We start from the raw sequence: 15,094 nt of genomic DNA, 5'->3' as shown, positions 1-15,094 counted from the left end.
CCCGGTACCTGTCAACGGTGAGGATGGGCGACATGGCGCAGGACGGACCCGCCGAGCTGGTGCTGCTCGCTGCCGTGGCCCGCCGCCACTACCTGCACCACCGGTCGAAGGTGGAGATCGCCGACGAGCTCGGGATCAGTCGCTTCAAGGTCGCCCGGCTGCTCGAGTCGGCCCGCGACCGCGGCCTGGTGCGGATCGAGATCGTCCGCCAGGGCTCGCTCGACGTGGATGCCTCCGCCCGCCTGCAGGAGCGCTTCGGCCTCGCCCACGCCGTCGTCGTGGACACCGCCGACGCCGACCCGGGCGCGGTCCGGCAGCAGCTGGGAAAGGCCGCGGCCGACCTCCTGTCGGAGGTGCTCGTCGAGGACGACGTCCTGGGGCTGCCGTGGTCGCGCAACGTGCACGCCATGGTGGGCGCCCTGACGTCCCTGCCGCGGGTCGAGGTGGTGCAGCTGACGGGGGCGATCGCGCTGCCGGACTTCGACAGCAGCGCCGTCGACATCGTGCGGCGGGCGGCTCGTCTCGGGGGTGGGAAAGCCCGTGTCTTCTACGCGCCGTTCGTCCTCGACACCAAGGCCAGCGCCGACGCCCTGCGCCGCCAACCCGCCGTCGCGGAGGGTTTGGCGCGGGCCTCGGCGGTGACCAAGGCGGTCGTCGGGATCGGGCACTGGAGCGCTGGCGGGTCCACCATTCACGACCTGCTCGACGCGGCCGAGCAGCTCGACCTCGCGAGTCGCGGGGTGGTCGGCGAGCTGGCCGGCGTCTTCTTCGATGCAGACGGAAAACCCTTGCGCCCCAAGGTCGCTGCGCGCCTGATCACCATCGACGCGGAAGCCCTGAGCGGCATACCGGAGGTCATCGCGGTGGCCTCCGGCCGGGCCAAGGGCGCCGCGGTCCGGGCGGCCCTCGAGGGCCGCCTCGTCCAGGGCCTCGTCGTCGACCACGAGCTCGCCGACAGCCTCCTGGCCGACTGACCTCCGCGTCCCCAGCTGCTCAGGAGGCGAGGTCGGCGCCGGGCCGTCAGGGCGTCCCGACACGCCCGGGGCCTTGCGCAGTCGCCTGTCCTCTGGCATGGTCGAAACAGATTTGTAAGCGCTTTCAACGAGGAAGGCAGCCTGATGGCCACCAGTTCGGGACACCCGACGAGACACCCCGCGGGGGCGACGATCTACTCCGTCGCCGAGCGCGCCGGCGTCTCGATCGCCTCGGTGTCCCGCGTGCTGCAGGGCTCCCAGGCCGTCTCCGAGAAGACCCGCAAGCGGGTGCTCGAGGCCGCCGAGGAGCTGCGCTACGTGCCACTGGCTGCCGCCCGGAGCCTCGCCGTGCGGCACCACGAGGCCCATGGCCTCGTCCTCCCCGAGCTCTCCGGTCCCTACTACTCCGAGCTCCTCATGGGCTTCGAGTACCGTGCCGCCGAGCTCGGGCAGAGCGTCGTCCTGATGCTCGCCGAGGGCAAGGCCGACCTGCCCCGAGCCGTGCGGAAGCTGGCGACCCGCGTCGACGGCCTCGCGATGCTCGGCTCGTCCGCGATCCCCGACGAGACGGTGACGGCCCTCGGTGGCAGCAAGCCGGTCGTCCTCATCGCCGGTGACGAGAGCGCCGACGTCGACACGGTCCGCTCGGAGAACACCTCCAGCGCCCGCGAGATCACCGAGCACGTCCTGCGCCACGGTCGCCGTCGCGTCCTGTTCGTCGGTGACCCCGCGTCCGGTCCCGACATCCGCGACCGGTATGCCGGGTTCGTCGCCGCCCACGCCGCGGCCGGGATCGTGGCGGCGGAGGCCGTGCCCGTGGCGCTGCGCGAGGACGACGGCACCGCCCTCGCCGACCGCCTGCTGCGCGGTGACCTCGAGGCCGATGCCCTCGTCTGTGCCAACGACGAGCTCGCCCTCGCCGTCATGGTGCGGCTGCGCGGCAGCGTGCTGCGCGTCCCCGAGGACGTCGCGGTCGTGGGCTGGGACGACGTGATGACCGCTCGCTACGTCGAGCCCGGGCTCACGACGGTCCGCCAGCCGGTGCGCGAGCTCGGCGCCCGCGCCTCCGACCTCCTCCACGAGCGCATCACCGGCTCGGCCGCCCCCCGCGGCGCCCAGATCATCCCGACCCACCTGGTCATCCGCGCCTCCTGCGGCTGCCCGCCGCCTCCGGTGGCCGTCCGCGCCCAGCCCTAGGGCGCCCCGCGTGACGCCCCATCGGCGCACGCCACTGCCTTCCCGTCCGTCCCCCTCACCCCGATGAAAGAGAGACACCCCGATGAGACGCACCTCTGCGATCGCGGTCGCCACCATGACCGCCGCCGCCCTCACGCTGACCGCGTGCGGCCGTGACAGCGGCGGCAGCGCCGCCGCCGAGACCGGCAAGGACATCAGCTCCGGCAAGGCCACGGGCACGATCACGGTCTGGGCCATGGGCGCCGAGGGCGAGAAGCTCCCGGCCCTGGCCAAGGACTTCGAGGCCGCCAACCCGGGCGCCAAGGTCAACGTCACCGCCATCCCGTGGGACGCGGCGCACGACAAGTTCACCACCGCCATCACGGCGGGCAAGACGCCCGACGCAGCCATGGTCGGCACCACGTGGATGGGTGAGTTCGCCGGTCTCGGGGCGCTCGACCCGACGCCCAAGTCGATCGACACCTCGCAGTTCTTCGAGGGTGCCCAGAACACCACCAAGGTGGGCGACACCTCGTACGGCATCCCGTGGTACGTCGAGACGCGCCTGGTCTACTACCGCACCGACCTCGCCAAGAAGGCCGGCTTCACCGAGGCCCCCAAGACCTGGGAAGAGCTCAAGGCGATGGCCAAGGGCATGCAGACCAAGGCCGGCGCCAAGTGGGGCATCGGCCTGCAGGCCGGCGGCACCGGCTCCTGGCAGACCGTGATGCCGTTCGCCTGGTCCAACGGCGCCGACCTCACCAAGGACGGCGGCAAGGGCTACAACTTCGACTCCCCGGAGATCAAGGAAGCCGTCGACTACTACAAGAGCTACTTCGACGAGGGCATCTCGGACAAGGCCGCCCCGGCGACCCCGACCACCGAGCCCGACTTCGCCAGCGGCAAGGTCCCGATGTTCATCTCCGGCCCGTGGATGATGTCCGCGGTCGAGAAGGTCGGCGGCGCCGGCTTCAAGGACAAGTACGCCGTGGCCCCCATGCCCACGAAGAAGACCTCCTCGTCCTTCGTCGGCGGCTCGGACTTCGTCGTCTTCAAGAACTCCAAGCAGCGCGACACCGCCTGGAAGTTCACCCAGTTCCTGGCCGACCCGAAGACCCAGGCCAAGTGGTACACCCAGTCGACCGACCTGCCGTCCGTGCAGAGCGCGTGGCAGGACCCGTCCATCGCCGCCGACAAGAAGCTGGCCGTCTTCGGTGAGCAGCTCAAGACCGCCCAGGCCCCGCCGTCGTTCGCGACGTGGGAGCAGGTCGTCGCACAGTTCGACACCGAGCTTGAGAAGATCACCAAGCAGGACGCCGACACCAGCGCCTCGCTGAAGTCCGTCCAGTCGCAGGCTGAGTCCATCGGGACCGGTCAGTAGTCATGGCCGCCACATCAGAGGTCACCACTCGCGGGGAGGCCGACCCGACCGGTCGGCCGCCCCGCGGGGGGACCGCGAAGTCGCGCAGGGGTGGCGCGTTCGGTGAGGGCCGGGCCGCCTGGATCCTCGCCCTGCCGTTCTGCCTCCTGTTCCTCACCTTCACGGTGTGGCCGGTCATCCAGTCCCTGTTCATGAGCATCACGGACACGCGGGCCCGGGACCTCAAGACCCCGTTCGCCGTCGACATCGTGGGCCTGGACAACTTCACCAAGGCGCTCTCGGACGACCAGTTCCTCCAGGCCGCCCGCAACACCGCCTACTTCGTCCTCGTCGGGGTCCCCCTGACCCTGACGATGGCGCTGGCCGCCGCCGTGGTCCTCGACCGCGGGATCACCAAGCTGCGCTCGGTCTTCCGCCTCGGCTTCTACCTCCCGGTCATCACCTCGATCGTCGCCGTGGCCGTGGTCTGGCGCTTCCTGCTGCAGGAGGACTCCGGGCTGATCAACACCGTGCTCGGCTGGTTCGGCATCAACGGCCCGAACTGGCTCGGTGACCCGAACTGGTCGATGCCCGCCCTGATCCTCATGGCGTCGTGGCGCAACTTCGGCACCGCGATGATCATCTTCCTGGCCGGCCTCCAGGCCGTGCCGTGGATGCTGCACGAGGCAGCCGCGATCGACGGCGCCGGTGCGTGGCAGCGGTTCCGGCACATCACGCTCCCGATGCTTCGACCCACCATCCTGTTCGTCTCCGTCACCACGGGCATCGGCTACCTCCAGTTCTTCGAGGAGCCCTTCGTGATGACCAACGGTGGCCCGCTGAACAGCACGATCTCGATGTCGATGTACACCTACAAGCAGTTCGGCTTCGGCAACTACGGGTATGCCGCGTCGCTGAGCTACATCATCTTCATCGTCATCGCGGTCGTCACCGCCATCCAGTTCCGACTGCTGCGCGAGAAGGACTGATCGCCATGACCACGACCACGGACAAGGCCACGACGCCGGTCCCCGCCCCGAAGTCCACCCGCGGCCGGTTCGGCCGTACCCCGCGGCCCACCGAACCCGTCGGCACCAACGCGACGATGGCGGGCAGCAAGCAGTCCAGCCGCTGGTGGCTCTACGGCATCCTCAGCCTCTGCCTCGTCGCCGTCGTCGCACCGTTCGCCTGGATGGTGCTCGGCAGCTTCAAGAGCGAGGGTGAGCTGCGCCAGACGCCCCCGACCTGGTGGCCGCACTCCGCGTCCCTGGACAACTACACGCAGCTGTTCTCCCGACTCGACTTCGGCACGTACTTCACCAACTCCATCGTCGTGGCCGTGGCGGTCACCGCCGGCAACCTGCTGTTCTGCTCGATGCTCGGCTACGCCCTCGCCATGCTCGACTTCAAGGGCAAGAAGGCGCTGTTCAGCATCGTCATGGCGACGCTGATGATCCCCGGCGTCGTGACGTTCGTGCCGTTGTTCGTCCTCGTGGCGAACGCCGGCCTCATCGACACGCTGCCCGGCCTGATCCTGCCCTTCCTCGTCAGCCCGTTCGGCGTGTTCCTCATGCGGCAGTTCATCTCGGGGCTCCCGCGTGACCTGCTCGACGCCGGGCGCGTGGACGGTGCCGGTGAGCTGCGCATCTTCGCGCGGATCATCCTGCCCCTGTGCGGACCGGCCCTCGCGACCCTCGGGATCCTCACCTTCCTCGGCAGCTGGAACAACTTCCTGTGGCCGCTGGTGGTGGCGCAGTCCGAGAAGACCTACACCCTTCCCGTCGCGCTGGCGCTCTACTCCAAGGGCCAGAACAGCACGAACTACGGCCTGCTCCTCGCCGGCGCGACCGTGGTCGTCATCCCCGTCCTCGCGGTGTTCCTCGCCTTCCAGCGCAAGTTCATCGAGGGCATCGCCACCACCGGCATCAAGTGATCCCGGCGCCACCGCGCCACCAGCACGGCACCACGTGACCGATCCCGACAAAGGAGTCTCACCCATGCCCCAGCTCCACGTACCCACCCAGTCACCGCTCGTCATACCGGACTCGGCGGCCTCCGCCCTCTCCGCCGCCGGCCGCGTCGCACCCAGCCGTCGCCAGCTGCTCGTCGGCGCGACCGCCGCCGCGGCCGTGGGCCTGACCACCCAGCGCGCCTCGGCCGCTCCGGCTGCTGCAGCCGCCGCACCCGTGGTGCTCGGTGGCGCTGCCGGCGCCGGCGTGCAGAAGGACCGCGTCCGGCGCTGGGCCAAGGACACCTGGCACAGCCTCGTGGCCATGACCGACCCGAAGACCGGCCTCCCGGCCGACAACATCAACGAGGGCCTCACCGCCGCTGACCGCTCCGGCTACACGTCGCCGACGAACATCGGTGGCTACCTGTGGTCGGCCGTCGTGGCCCGCGACCTCGGCATCATCTCGCGCGGCGAGTGCACCCGTCGGCTGCGCCAGACGCTGTCGACCCTGCTCCGCATGGAGCACCACGAGCCGAGTGGCATGTACTACAACTGGTACGACGAGGCGACCGGCGCCAAGCTGACGTCCTGGCCCGGCACGGGCGACCGGGTGGACCCGTTCCTCTCGAGCGTCGACAACGGCTGGCTCGGTGCCGCGCTCAAGGTCGTCATGACCGCCGACCCCGGCTCCGCGCCCCTGGCGAAGAAGCTCTTCGGTCGGATGCGCTGGGACAGCTTCTACGACACCAACGCCTCACGGAAGCCGGGCCTGATGCACGGCGGGTTCTTCGTCGTGCAGCCCCCGAACCGGACCGACGGCTTCTACGGCAACCACATCGGCGTCGGCCCCGACGTCTGGCTGACGAACCACCACTACGACACGACCGTGTCCGAGACCCGCATCACGAGCTACCTCGGCATCCTCACGGGGCAGGTCCCGGCCAACCACTACTTCGCGATGTGGCGCACCTTCCCGGCGACCTGCGACTGGGCCTGGCCCGAGTCGCAGCCGGTCGGCGAGAACCGCACCTACCTCGGTGTCGACGTCTACGAGGGCGCCTACACCTACCGCGGGATGCACATCGTCCCCGGCTGGGGTGGCTCGATGTTCGAGGAGCTCATGCCCGACGTCTTCGTCCCCGAGGCGAGCTGGGCCCCGCGCAGCTGGGGCCTCAACCACCCGTTGCACGTGCGCGCCCAGCGCGAGCACGGCCTCGACGAGGCCGGCTACGGCTACTGGGGCTTCTCGCCCGCCAGCGACCCCTTCGCCGGGTACCGCGAGTACGGCGTCGACCGGCTCGGCATGAACCCCGAGGGCTACTTCTCCGACAAGGAGAAGACCAACGTCGACGTCGGCTTCGGCGAGTGCCGCGCCGGGACCAACCCCACGCCGAAGTTCGGCGACGGTGTCGTCACGCCGCACGCCTCGTTCCTCGCGATGATGCACGAGCCCCGGCAGGCGTTCACCAACCTCGCCAAGATCGAGGACGAGCTCAAGGCCTACGGCAAGGGCGGCTTCTTCGACGCCGTCGCCGTGCACTCCGGCACGATCGCCCGCCGGTACCTCTCGCTCGACCAGGCGATGATCATGGGTGCCATCGGCAACGTGTTGGCGGACAACGTGATCCGTCGTGCGTTCAGCACCCGTGACGTCGAGCGCCGACTGCGCCCGGTCATCGGCGCGGAGGAGTTCGGCGCCGGCATCGCCTGACCGGCACCACCCCAGAGACGTGCGTGGTCGGGGTTCCCCCCGCCCCGGCCACGCACCCCCTCCACGAACACGACGCAGACCCCTCGAGAGGACCCTCCATGCAGCCGGCCCGCCAGACCTCACCCGATGGTGTCGAGTACCGCGACCTCAACGGCAACGGCCGGATGGACCCCTTCGAGGACCCCCGTCTCCCCGTCGAGCGGCGGGTGGAGGACCTGCTCGGCAGGCTGTCCCTGCAGGAGAAGGTGGGCCTGATGTTCCAGACGGTGATCGAGGCCGGTGCCGACGGCACGGTCCTCGAATCGCCCGGGGCGATCAGCAAGTCCCCCACGAGCGAGGTCGTGCTGACCAAGCACCTCACGCACTTCAACGTGCACCACCTCGAGGACGCGCGCCTGGCGGCCCGGTGGCACAACGCACTCCAGGCCCTGGCCGAGCAGACGCCGCACGGCATACCCGTGACGGTCTCCACGGACCCGCGCCACGCCTTCATCGAGAACTCCGGGGTCTCCTTCAGCGCCAAGGCGTTCTCCCAGTGGCCGGAGCCGCTCGGGCTCGCGGCGCTGCGCGACGTCGACGCCGTGCGCGAGTTCGGCGACGTCGCCCGGCAGGAGTACCGCGCGGTCGGGATCAGGGCCGCCCTGCACCCGACGCTCGACCTCGCGACCGAGCCGCGCTGGGCCCGGCAGGCCGGCACGTTCGGCCAGGACCCTGACCTGGTGACCGAGCTGGGCGTCGCGTACCTCCTTGGCTTTCAAGGGGATTCGTTGGGTCCCGACAGCATCGCCTGCACCAGCAAGCACTTCCCCGGCGGCGGCCCGCAGAAGGACGGCGAGGACGCGCACTTCCCCTACGGCCGCGAGCAGGTCTACCCGGGCGGTCGCTTCGCCGACCACCTCAAGCCGTTCCCGCCGATGATCGAGGCGGGCACCGCCGGGATCATGCCCTACTACGGCATGCCCGTCGGGCTCGAGATCGACGGCGAGCAGATCGAGGAGGTCGGCTTCGGCTACAACCGCCAGATCGTCACCGGCCTGCTGCGCGAGAAGCTCGGTTACGACGGCGTCGTCGTCACCGACTGGGAGCTCGTCAACGACAACCACGTCGGTGACCAGGTCCTGCCGGCGCGCGCCTGGGGTGTCGAGCACCTCGACCCCCACGGCCGGATGGAGCTCATCCTCCACGCGGGGGCGGACCAGTTCGGTGGCGAGGAGTGCGTCGACCTCCTCCTCGACCTCGTCAAGGAGGGCCGGGTGACCGAGGAGCGCATCGACGAGTCGGCCCGCCGCCTGCTCGCCGTGAAGTTCCGGCTCGGCCTGTTCGACGACCCCTACGTCGACGAGGAGCTGGCTGCCCGCACCGTGGGCCGAGCCGACTTCCGGGCCGCCGGGCACGCCGCCCAGGCGCGGTCGGTCACCGTCCTCCAGAACGGCACGGACGCCCTCGAGGCACCGCTCCCGCTGGCCACCGGCGCGCGCATCTACGCCGAGAACGTGTCCACCACGGCCATCGAGGCCGTCGGGGTGCCCGCGGCCAGTCCTGAGGGCGCCGACGTCGCGGTCGTGCGGCTGCACGCGCCGTTCGACGCGCGCAGCGACCTGTTCCTGGAGTCGTGGTTCCACCAGGGCTCGCTGGAGTTCCCGCCCGGTCTGGTCGCCCGGCTGGCGCGCATCGCGGCCCACTGCCCGCTGGTCGTGGACGTCATCCTGGACCGGCCGGCCATCGTCACGCCGCTGCTGCCGTTCGCGGCGGCGGTGGTCGGCAGCTATGGCTCGAGCGACACCGCCCTGCTCGACGCCCTGACCGGGGCCGTGGCCCCGCAGGGCCGGCTCCCGTTCGACCTCCCGCGCTCGATGGAGGACGTCCGCCGGCACGGCGAGGACGTGCCCGGGTTCGAGGACCCGCTCTTCGCGTTCGGCCACGGCCTCACGGTCGGCGCCGCCGCCGGTGTCGGCGATGGTGTCACCGACACGACCGATGCTGTCGACGACACCGTCAGGACCGCCTGAACCCCGGGGTCGGTTCGGGTCTACCCATTCGAGCATCTGTCCCTTTATGTTTAAGCCGTGAATCCATCACAGGCGGCTCCCGGCTCGCAGGCGTCCCTGCGTGAAGCCAACCGTCTGCGTGTCCTCGAAGCGCTGCGCGACCAGGGGGCGATGACGCAGGTCGAGATCGCGGGGTTCACCGGCCTCAGCCCGGCCACCGTGTCCAACCTCGTGCGGGACCTCGACACGGCCGGGGCGGTCGAGCTCGAGCCGAGCATCCGCAACGGCCGGCGGGCGGTCCTCGTGTCGCTGGCCACCGGCAACACCCTGCTCGCCGCGATCGCCTTCGGCGACCGTGACGTGCGGGTGGCGATCGGCACCGGGCCGCGCGACATCGTGGGCCGCCAGCGCATGCCGCTGCCCGCCGACCACGCCGCGGACGAGGGTATGGAGCGGGCCTCCCGCCTGCTGCTCGACCTGGTCGAGAAGGCCGGCAAGACGATGGCCGACGTGCGCGCCGTCGGGATCGGGATCCCTGCTCCGGTCGACCGCATCTCCGGCCAGGTGGGCAGCGAGAGCATCCTGCCCGGGTGGCGCGGGGTGGCCGTCGCCGACGAGATGGCGGGTCGCCTCCACGCCCCGGTGATCGTCGACAACACCTCCAACCTCGCTGCCCTCGGTGAGCTGAGGTGTGGTGTGCTGCAAGGGATTCAGCACGCGGTCTACATCAAGCTCTCGCACGGCGTCGGCGCGGGGCTCATCCTCGACGGTGAGATCTTCCGCGGGGCTGCCGGCACGGCGGGCGAGATCGGCCACATGACCATCGACGAGAACGGCCCGGTGTGCCGCTGCGGCAACCGTGGCTGCTTGGAGACCTATATCGGTTCGCGGGGCCTGCTCGAGGTGCTGGCCGCCTCGCACGGCCCGCTCAGCCTGCGCGACGTCATCCACCGGGCGCTCGACGGCGACCCCGGCTGCCGGCGCGTCCTCGAGGACGCCGGACGCCACCTGGGGGTGGCCGTGGCTGGCGTCGTCAACCTCGTCAACCCCGAGGTCGTCGTGCTCGGCGGGCAGCTGGCGAAGGTGGGGACGATCATCACCGGACCCCTGCGCGCCTCCCTCGAGCGGTGCGCCATACCGAGTGCCGCAGCGTCCGTCGAGGTCGTGCTCGGCGAGCTCGACACGGACGCCGACGTGGTCGGTGCCCTGGTCTCGGCCGCCGCCCTGCTGCCGGCCAACGAGGGTGTCCTCGTCGGTGCCGCGTCTATTTCTTGAATTCAACTCTTGACGCCAAGCGGGTGACGGCGCTTAACTCGACCCAAGCCCGCACCAGAGTGGATGCCGGTGTCTTACCAAGGGAGTTCAGCTATGCCCACCCGTTCCGTTCGTCTCGCCGGGGCCGCTCTCGTGGCTGGCCTCGGCCTCGCAACGATCGCTGCCTGTGGCAGCGGTGACGACTCCTCCGGCGGCTCGTCCTCGAGCGGCGGTGGCGCCAAGGCCAAGAAGATCGCCTTCCTGCTGCCCGAGTCCAAGACCACGCGCTACGAGACCTTCGACCGTCCCCTGTTCGAGGCAGCCGTCAAGAAGGACTGCGCCGACTGCTCGATCATCTACAGCAACGCCGACCAGGACGCGAGCAAGCAGCAGCAGCAGGCCGAGGCCGCGCTGACGCAGGGCGCCAACGTCCTCGTGCTCGACCCGGTGGACGGCAAGGCCGCAGCGGCCATCGCCGCCAGCGCCAAGGGCCAGGGTGTCCCGGTCGTGGCCTACGACCGCTTCATCTCCGGCGTCGACTACTACGTCTCCTTCGACAACGAGAGCGTCGGCAAGCTCCAGGCCCAGACCCTGGTCGACATCCTCAAGAAGGACGGCAAGACCTCCGGCGACCTGGTCATGATCAACGGCTCGCCGACCGACCCGAACGCCGCCAGCTTCAAGAAGGGCGCCCACAGCGTCATCGACTCCAGCGGCTACAAGGTCGCGGCCGAGTACGACACCCCGGACTGGAGCCCCGACAAGGCGCAGGCGTGGATGGAGGGCCAGATCTCCGCGGTCAAGGGCAACCTCGTCGGCGTGTACGCGGCCAACGACGGCACCGGCGGTGGCGCCATCGCCGCCCTCAAGGCCGGCGGCGTGAAGCCCCTGCCGCCCGTGACCGGTCAGGACTCCGAGATCGCCGCCATCCAGCGGATCCTCGCTGGTGACCAGGCCATGACCATCTACAAGCCGATCCCGCCGGAGGCCGAGGCTGCCGCCAAGGCCGCGATCGCCCTGGCCAACAAGCAGAAGCCGGCCTCGACGACCGACACCGAGGGCGTGCCCTCGACGATCCTCGACCCGATCGCCGTCACCAAGGACACGATCAAGGACACCATCGTCAAGGACAACGTCTACAAGGTCGCCGACATCTGCGCCGGTTCGTTCGCCGCGGCGTGCACCGCTGCCGGCATCAGCTGACGAGCTCCGTCCACGGGTGGGAACGCGCCGACCGGCGCGTTCCCACCCGCAGGCACACCCGGCCCCCCAGACTCGGGCCGTGACCCCTCGAGAACCACCGGAGGACTGACATGACCGCGACTCTCTCCCCGGCGACGACAGCAGTGCTGTCGCTGACCGGTGTCAGCAAGCGCTTCGGTGCCGTGCAGGCGCTGAAGGACATCGACTTCGACGTCCACGCCGGAGAGGTGGTCGCCCTCGTGGGTGACAACGGCGCCGGCAAGTCCACCCTCGTCAAGACCATCGCCGGGGTGTACACCCCGGACGGCGGCACGATGACGTTCGACGGGAAGCAGGCCACGGTCAGCAGCCCGGCGGAGGCCCAGCACCTCGGCATCGCCACGGTGTTCCAGGACCTCGCGCTCTGCGACAACCTCGACGTCGTGGCCAACCTCTTCCTCGGCCGCGAGCTCTACACGGGCCGCGCCCTCGACGAGGTGACCATGGAGCAGGAGTCCTGGCGGCTGCTGCGCCAGCTCAGCGCGAAGATCCCGTCGGTCCGCATCCCCGTCGCGAGCCTCTCCGGTGGCCAACGACAGACCGTGGCCATCGCGCGGTCGCTGCTCGGTGCGCCGAAGGTGGTCATGCTCGACGAGCCGACGGCCGCGCTCGGTGTCGCCCAGACCGCAGAGGTGCTGAACCTCGTGGAACGGCTGCGCGAGAACGGTCTCGGCGTCATCCTCATCAGCCACAACATGTCCGACGTCATGGCCGTCGCCGACCGCGTCAGCGTGCTGCGCCTCGGCCGGAACAACGGCACCTTCGCCGTGAGCCAGACGACCAGCCAGGAGATCATCGCCGCGATCACCGGCGCGACGACCAACGCCGTCTCCCAGCGGGCCGCCCGCCGCGAGTCCAGCCCGGCCACCACCCCGGACGGCACCCCGTCCACCTCGGAGGAGCAGTCATGAGCGCGCCCACCCCCACGCCCGAGGCGCAGTCCGCCGACACGACCGCGGCCCTTCCCGCGGACCTGCAGGACGAGCGCCTCATCGCCTCGCAGGGGGTGTCCGGATTCCTCCGGGCGTTCCTGTCCCGGCTGCGCAGCGGTGACCTCGGGTCGCTGCCCGTCGTCGTCGGCCTCATCGTCATCTGGGGCGTGTTCCAGCTGGCCAACGACGCCTTCCTCTCCAGCCGCAACCTGGTCAACCTCACGCAGCAGAGTGCAGCCACCGGGACCATCGCGCTCGGCATCGTGCTCGTGCTGCTGCTCGGCGAGATCGACCTGTCCGTCGGCTCGATGAGCGGCCTGTCCGCGGCGATCCTCGCGGTCGGCTTCGTCGGCCACGGCTGGTCGCTGCCCCTGGCCATCCTCGCCGCCCTGGCCTCCGGCGCCGTCATCGGTGCGGTGTACGGACTGCTGTACACCCGGTTCGGTGTGCCCAGCTTCGTCATCACCCTGGCCGGCCTGCTCGCCTTCCTCGGCCTGCAGCTCAAGGTGCTGGGCAAGGAGGGGTCGATCAACATCCCGTTCGACTCCGGGCTCGTGAAGTTCGCGCAGGCGAGCTTCCTGTCGGACGCCGTCGCCTACGTCCTCGTCCTCGTCGTGGTCGCCGTGTACGTCGCGACGCGGCTGCGCGCCAACCAGCGCCGGACCGCTGCCGGCCTGTCCACGACCCCGGTGGTCGCCCTGGCCGTCCGCGCCGTCGCCCTGCTCGTGCTGCTCGGCATCCCGGTGTACGTGCTCAACCGCGACCGCGGCGTCTCCTACATGTTCCTGCTGTTCGTCGCGCTGGTCGTCGTCTTCGACTTCGTCATCCGCCGAACCCGTTGGGGCCGTTCGGTGCTCGCCATCGGCGGCAACGTCGAGGCTGCTCGGCGGGCCGGCATCAACGTGCGCCGGATCTACGTGACGGTGTTCGTGTTCTGCTCGACGCTGGCCGCGCTGGGTGGCCTCCTGGCCGCCGGTCGACTCGCCTCGGCCAACCAGGGCAGCGGTGGTGTGGACACCAACCTCAACGCCATCGCCGCAGCCGTCATCGGTGGCACGAGCCTCTTCGGTGGTCGTGGCACGGCCTACTCGGCGCTGCTGGGGATCCTCGTGATCCAGTCGATCTCGAACGGCCTCAGCCTGGTCAACCTCGGTTCGCCGGAGCGCTACATGATCACCGGTGGCGTCCTGCTGCTCGCCGTGATCGTCGACTCCCTGAGCCGTCGCAGCCGCGCCGCCCACGGTCGCGCCTGAACCTCGCCTTCACGCCAGACGCCGGTTGCGCGGCATACCTCGGGTCGTCGTCCCGCGGGATGCCGCACAACCGGCGTCTTGCCGTGTCGGGTCGGGTCGGTTGTGTCGGGTCGGGGCGGCGTGGGTCGGTCAGCGGGCGGCGAACGCCTTCGCCTGGTGCGCGGACCAGGCGCGGTCCGCTGCGTCGATGCTGGCCCGGCTCGACAGGTCGACCCCGGCGCGCTGCGCTGCAGCCCTGATCGCCGGCGAGCCCAGGTCGGGGATGCGGACGACCTCGGGCGCGATCGTGGAATCGGCTGCGGCGTAACGGCGCTGCTGGTCGGCCAGGCGGCTGCTGCTCGCCCGGGCAGTGCGCAGGTCTGCCGCAGAGACCTTGAGGCCACCCCCTGTCAGAGGAGTGCTGACGAGCGGGGCGTACCCGTCGCGGTGGCCGGCGACGTTCGGGTGGTAGCTGTCGCTGATGGGGTTGGACAGGCCGTTCAGCCACTCGACCGAGTCGCAGACGGCGTGGCCCGTGAAGCGGCTCGTGGGGTTGACGAAGCTGAACCCCCGGGCCGACGCGGCGGACGAGATCTTGCTGTTGAGCAGGTCGGCGGTGGAGTTGAGCCGTGACTCCTCGGCCGGCGAGAACCACGTGAACGCGTTGCAGTCCTCGCCCATGAAGATGCGCGGGTACCCGACCACGACGACCTTGGCGTTCGGCGCCTTGGACCGGATCGAGGAGTAGAGCGTCGCCAGCCGGCTGGGGATGGTGCCGTTGATGATCGACTGCGCGCCGTCGATCGCGCCGTTGCAGTCGCTGGCCCACCCGGGCTGGGCGCACTCGGTCAGGACGTCGGCGAACCCGGCGTCGTTGCCGCCCACCGAGATGCTCACCTGGGTCGTGGACGCGGAGAGTGCACTGAGCTGGGTGCTGGTGACGTCGGCGACCGTGGCCCCCGAGCAGGCGCGGAAGTTCAGCGTCAGGCCCTTGCTGGCCGAGACCAGCGACGGGTAGGCGTAGACCGACCGCTGGCACGAGGTCCCGTCGTTGATGTAGGTGCGGGTCCCCGTGCCCGAGGAGTACGAGTCGCCTAGTGCGACATAGGATCCCGCGGCATTCGCGGGTGCTGCTGACAACGTGAGCGCCGTGCCGGCCACGAGGGCCGTGATCGCGCCGAACGTCCGGGTCATCGCCATTGACACTCCCTGGTCCACTGGAACGGTGCTCCGCACAGTAGGCCGGGTGGGTGCTTTGTGGCGGTTCGGCGCTG

Annotated in this window: 12 protein-coding genes; 11 read left to right on the top strand and 1 reads right to left on the bottom strand. The window is 70.3% G+C overall.

Annotated features, from left to right (window positions below; translation table 11 throughout):
• Window positions 1–32 precede the first annotated feature (32 nt).
• The 11 genes from ASC58_RS11555 to ASC58_RS11505 all read left to right on the top strand — a co-directional run bounded on the left by ASC58_RS11555 (window position 33) and on the right by ASC58_RS11505 (window position 13,841).
• Window positions 33–974 carry a sugar-binding transcriptional regulator gene (locus ASC58_RS11555; protein ID WP_162246847.1) on the top strand — a complete coding sequence of 314 codons (942 nt, stop codon included), beginning with the start codon at window positions 33–35 and terminating at the stop codon, window positions 972–974.
• Window positions 975–1,118: 144 nt separating this feature from the next.
• Entirely contained in the window at window positions 1,119–2,171 is a 1,053-nt protein-coding gene (locus ASC58_RS11550) for a LacI family DNA-binding transcriptional regulator (RefSeq protein ID WP_056916203.1), read from the top strand.
• An 82-nt stretch (window positions 2,172–2,253) separates the two neighbouring features.
• A complete protein-coding gene (locus tag ASC58_RS11545) occupies window positions 2,254–3,531 on the top strand; it encodes a sugar ABC transporter substrate-binding protein (RefSeq protein ID WP_056916204.1) in 1,278 nt (425 codons plus the stop codon).
• 2 nt (window positions 3,532–3,533) lie between these two features.
• Window positions 3,534–4,499, top strand: a complete 966-nt coding sequence (locus ASC58_RS11540; protein WP_082553226.1) for a carbohydrate ABC transporter permease — start codon at window positions 3,534–3,536, stop codon at window positions 4,497–4,499.
• A gap of 5 nt (window positions 4,500–4,504) precedes the next feature.
• On the top strand, window positions 4,505–5,443 hold the full coding sequence (locus ASC58_RS11535) for a carbohydrate ABC transporter permease (RefSeq protein WP_082553225.1): 939 nt from the start codon (window positions 4,505–4,507) through the stop codon (window positions 5,441–5,443).
• Window positions 5,444–5,507: 64 nt separating this feature from the next.
• Window positions 5,508–7,172, top strand: coding sequence for a glucoamylase family protein (locus tag ASC58_RS11530; protein WP_082553224.1), 1,665 nt, complete (start codon window positions 5,508–5,510; stop codon window positions 7,170–7,172).
• Window positions 7,173–7,270: 98 nt separating this feature from the next.
• A complete protein-coding gene (locus ASC58_RS11525; protein WP_056919395.1) occupies window positions 7,271–9,181 on the top strand; it encodes a glycoside hydrolase family 3 protein in 1,911 nt (636 codons plus the stop codon).
• A 57-nt stretch (window positions 9,182–9,238) separates the two neighbouring features.
• Window positions 9,239–10,435, top strand: a complete 1,197-nt coding sequence (locus tag ASC58_RS11520) for an ROK family transcriptional regulator (RefSeq protein WP_056919394.1) — start codon at window positions 9,239–9,241, stop codon at window positions 10,433–10,435.
• Window positions 10,436–10,528: 93 nt separating this feature from the next.
• Window positions 10,529–11,617 carry a sugar ABC transporter substrate-binding protein gene (locus tag ASC58_RS11515; protein ID WP_056916206.1) on the top strand — a complete coding sequence of 363 codons (1,089 nt, stop codon included), beginning with the start codon at window positions 10,529–10,531 and terminating at the stop codon, window positions 11,615–11,617.
• Between the two features lie 110 nt (window positions 11,618–11,727).
• A complete protein-coding gene (locus ASC58_RS11510) occupies window positions 11,728–12,567 on the top strand; it encodes an ATP-binding cassette domain-containing protein (protein WP_056916207.1) in 840 nt (279 codons plus the stop codon).
• On the top strand, window positions 12,564–13,841 hold the full coding sequence (locus ASC58_RS11505; protein WP_056916208.1) for a sugar ABC transporter permease: 1,278 nt from the start codon (window positions 12,564–12,566) through the stop codon (window positions 13,839–13,841). The genes ASC58_RS11510 and ASC58_RS11505 overlap by 4 nt, the downstream gene beginning before the upstream one ends.
• Before the next feature lie 129 nt (window positions 13,842–13,970).
• Here the strand turns inward: ASC58_RS11505 and ASC58_RS11500 are convergent, their stop codons facing one another.
• Entirely contained in the window at window positions 13,971–15,020 is a 1,050-nt protein-coding gene (locus tag ASC58_RS11500; protein ID WP_056919393.1) for an SGNH/GDSL hydrolase family protein, read from the bottom strand.
• Window positions 15,021–15,094: the final 74 nt, after the last annotated feature.

This window comes from Phycicoccus sp. Root101 (assembly GCF_001426245.1).
In the GTDB taxonomy this organism is placed as follows: domain Bacteria; phylum Actinomycetota; class Actinomycetes; order Actinomycetales; family Dermatophilaceae; genus Pedococcus.
Note: the sequence above shows the minus strand (reverse complement) of the source record. Positions and strands in the feature narration are given on the sequence as shown.

Coding starts and splice junctions, on each gene's coding strand:
- ASC58_RS11505 (WP_056916208.1), top strand. CDS start 12,564: ATGAGCGCGCCCACCCCCACGCCCGAGGCGCAGTCCGCCGACACGACC.
- ASC58_RS11510 (WP_056916207.1), top strand. CDS start 11,728: ATGACCGCGACTCTCTCCCCGGCGACGACAGCAGTGCTGTCGCTGACC.
- ASC58_RS11545 (WP_056916204.1), top strand. CDS start 2,254: ATGAGACGCACCTCTGCGATCGCGGTCGCCACCATGACCGCCGCCGCC.
- ASC58_RS11500 (WP_056919393.1), bottom strand. CDS start 15,020: ATGGCGATGACCCGGACGTTCGGCGCGATCACGGCCCTCGTGGCCGGC.
- ASC58_RS11535 (WP_082553225.1), top strand. CDS start 4,505: ATGACCACGACCACGGACAAGGCCACGACGCCGGTCCCCGCCCCGAAG.
- ASC58_RS11555 (WP_162246847.1), top strand. CDS start 33: ATGGCGCAGGACGGACCCGCCGAGCTGGTGCTGCTCGCTGCCGTGGCC.
- ASC58_RS11540 (WP_082553226.1), top strand. CDS start 3,534: ATGGCCGCCACATCAGAGGTCACCACTCGCGGGGAGGCCGACCCGACC.
- ASC58_RS11550 (WP_056916203.1), top strand. CDS start 1,119: ATGGCCACCAGTTCGGGACACCCGACGAGACACCCCGCGGGGGCGACG.
- ASC58_RS11515 (WP_056916206.1), top strand. CDS start 10,529: ATGCCCACCCGTTCCGTTCGTCTCGCCGGGGCCGCTCTCGTGGCTGGC.
- ASC58_RS11530 (WP_082553224.1), top strand. CDS start 5,508: ATGCCCCAGCTCCACGTACCCACCCAGTCACCGCTCGTCATACCGGAC.
- ASC58_RS11525 (WP_056919395.1), top strand. CDS start 7,271: ATGCAGCCGGCCCGCCAGACCTCACCCGATGGTGTCGAGTACCGCGAC.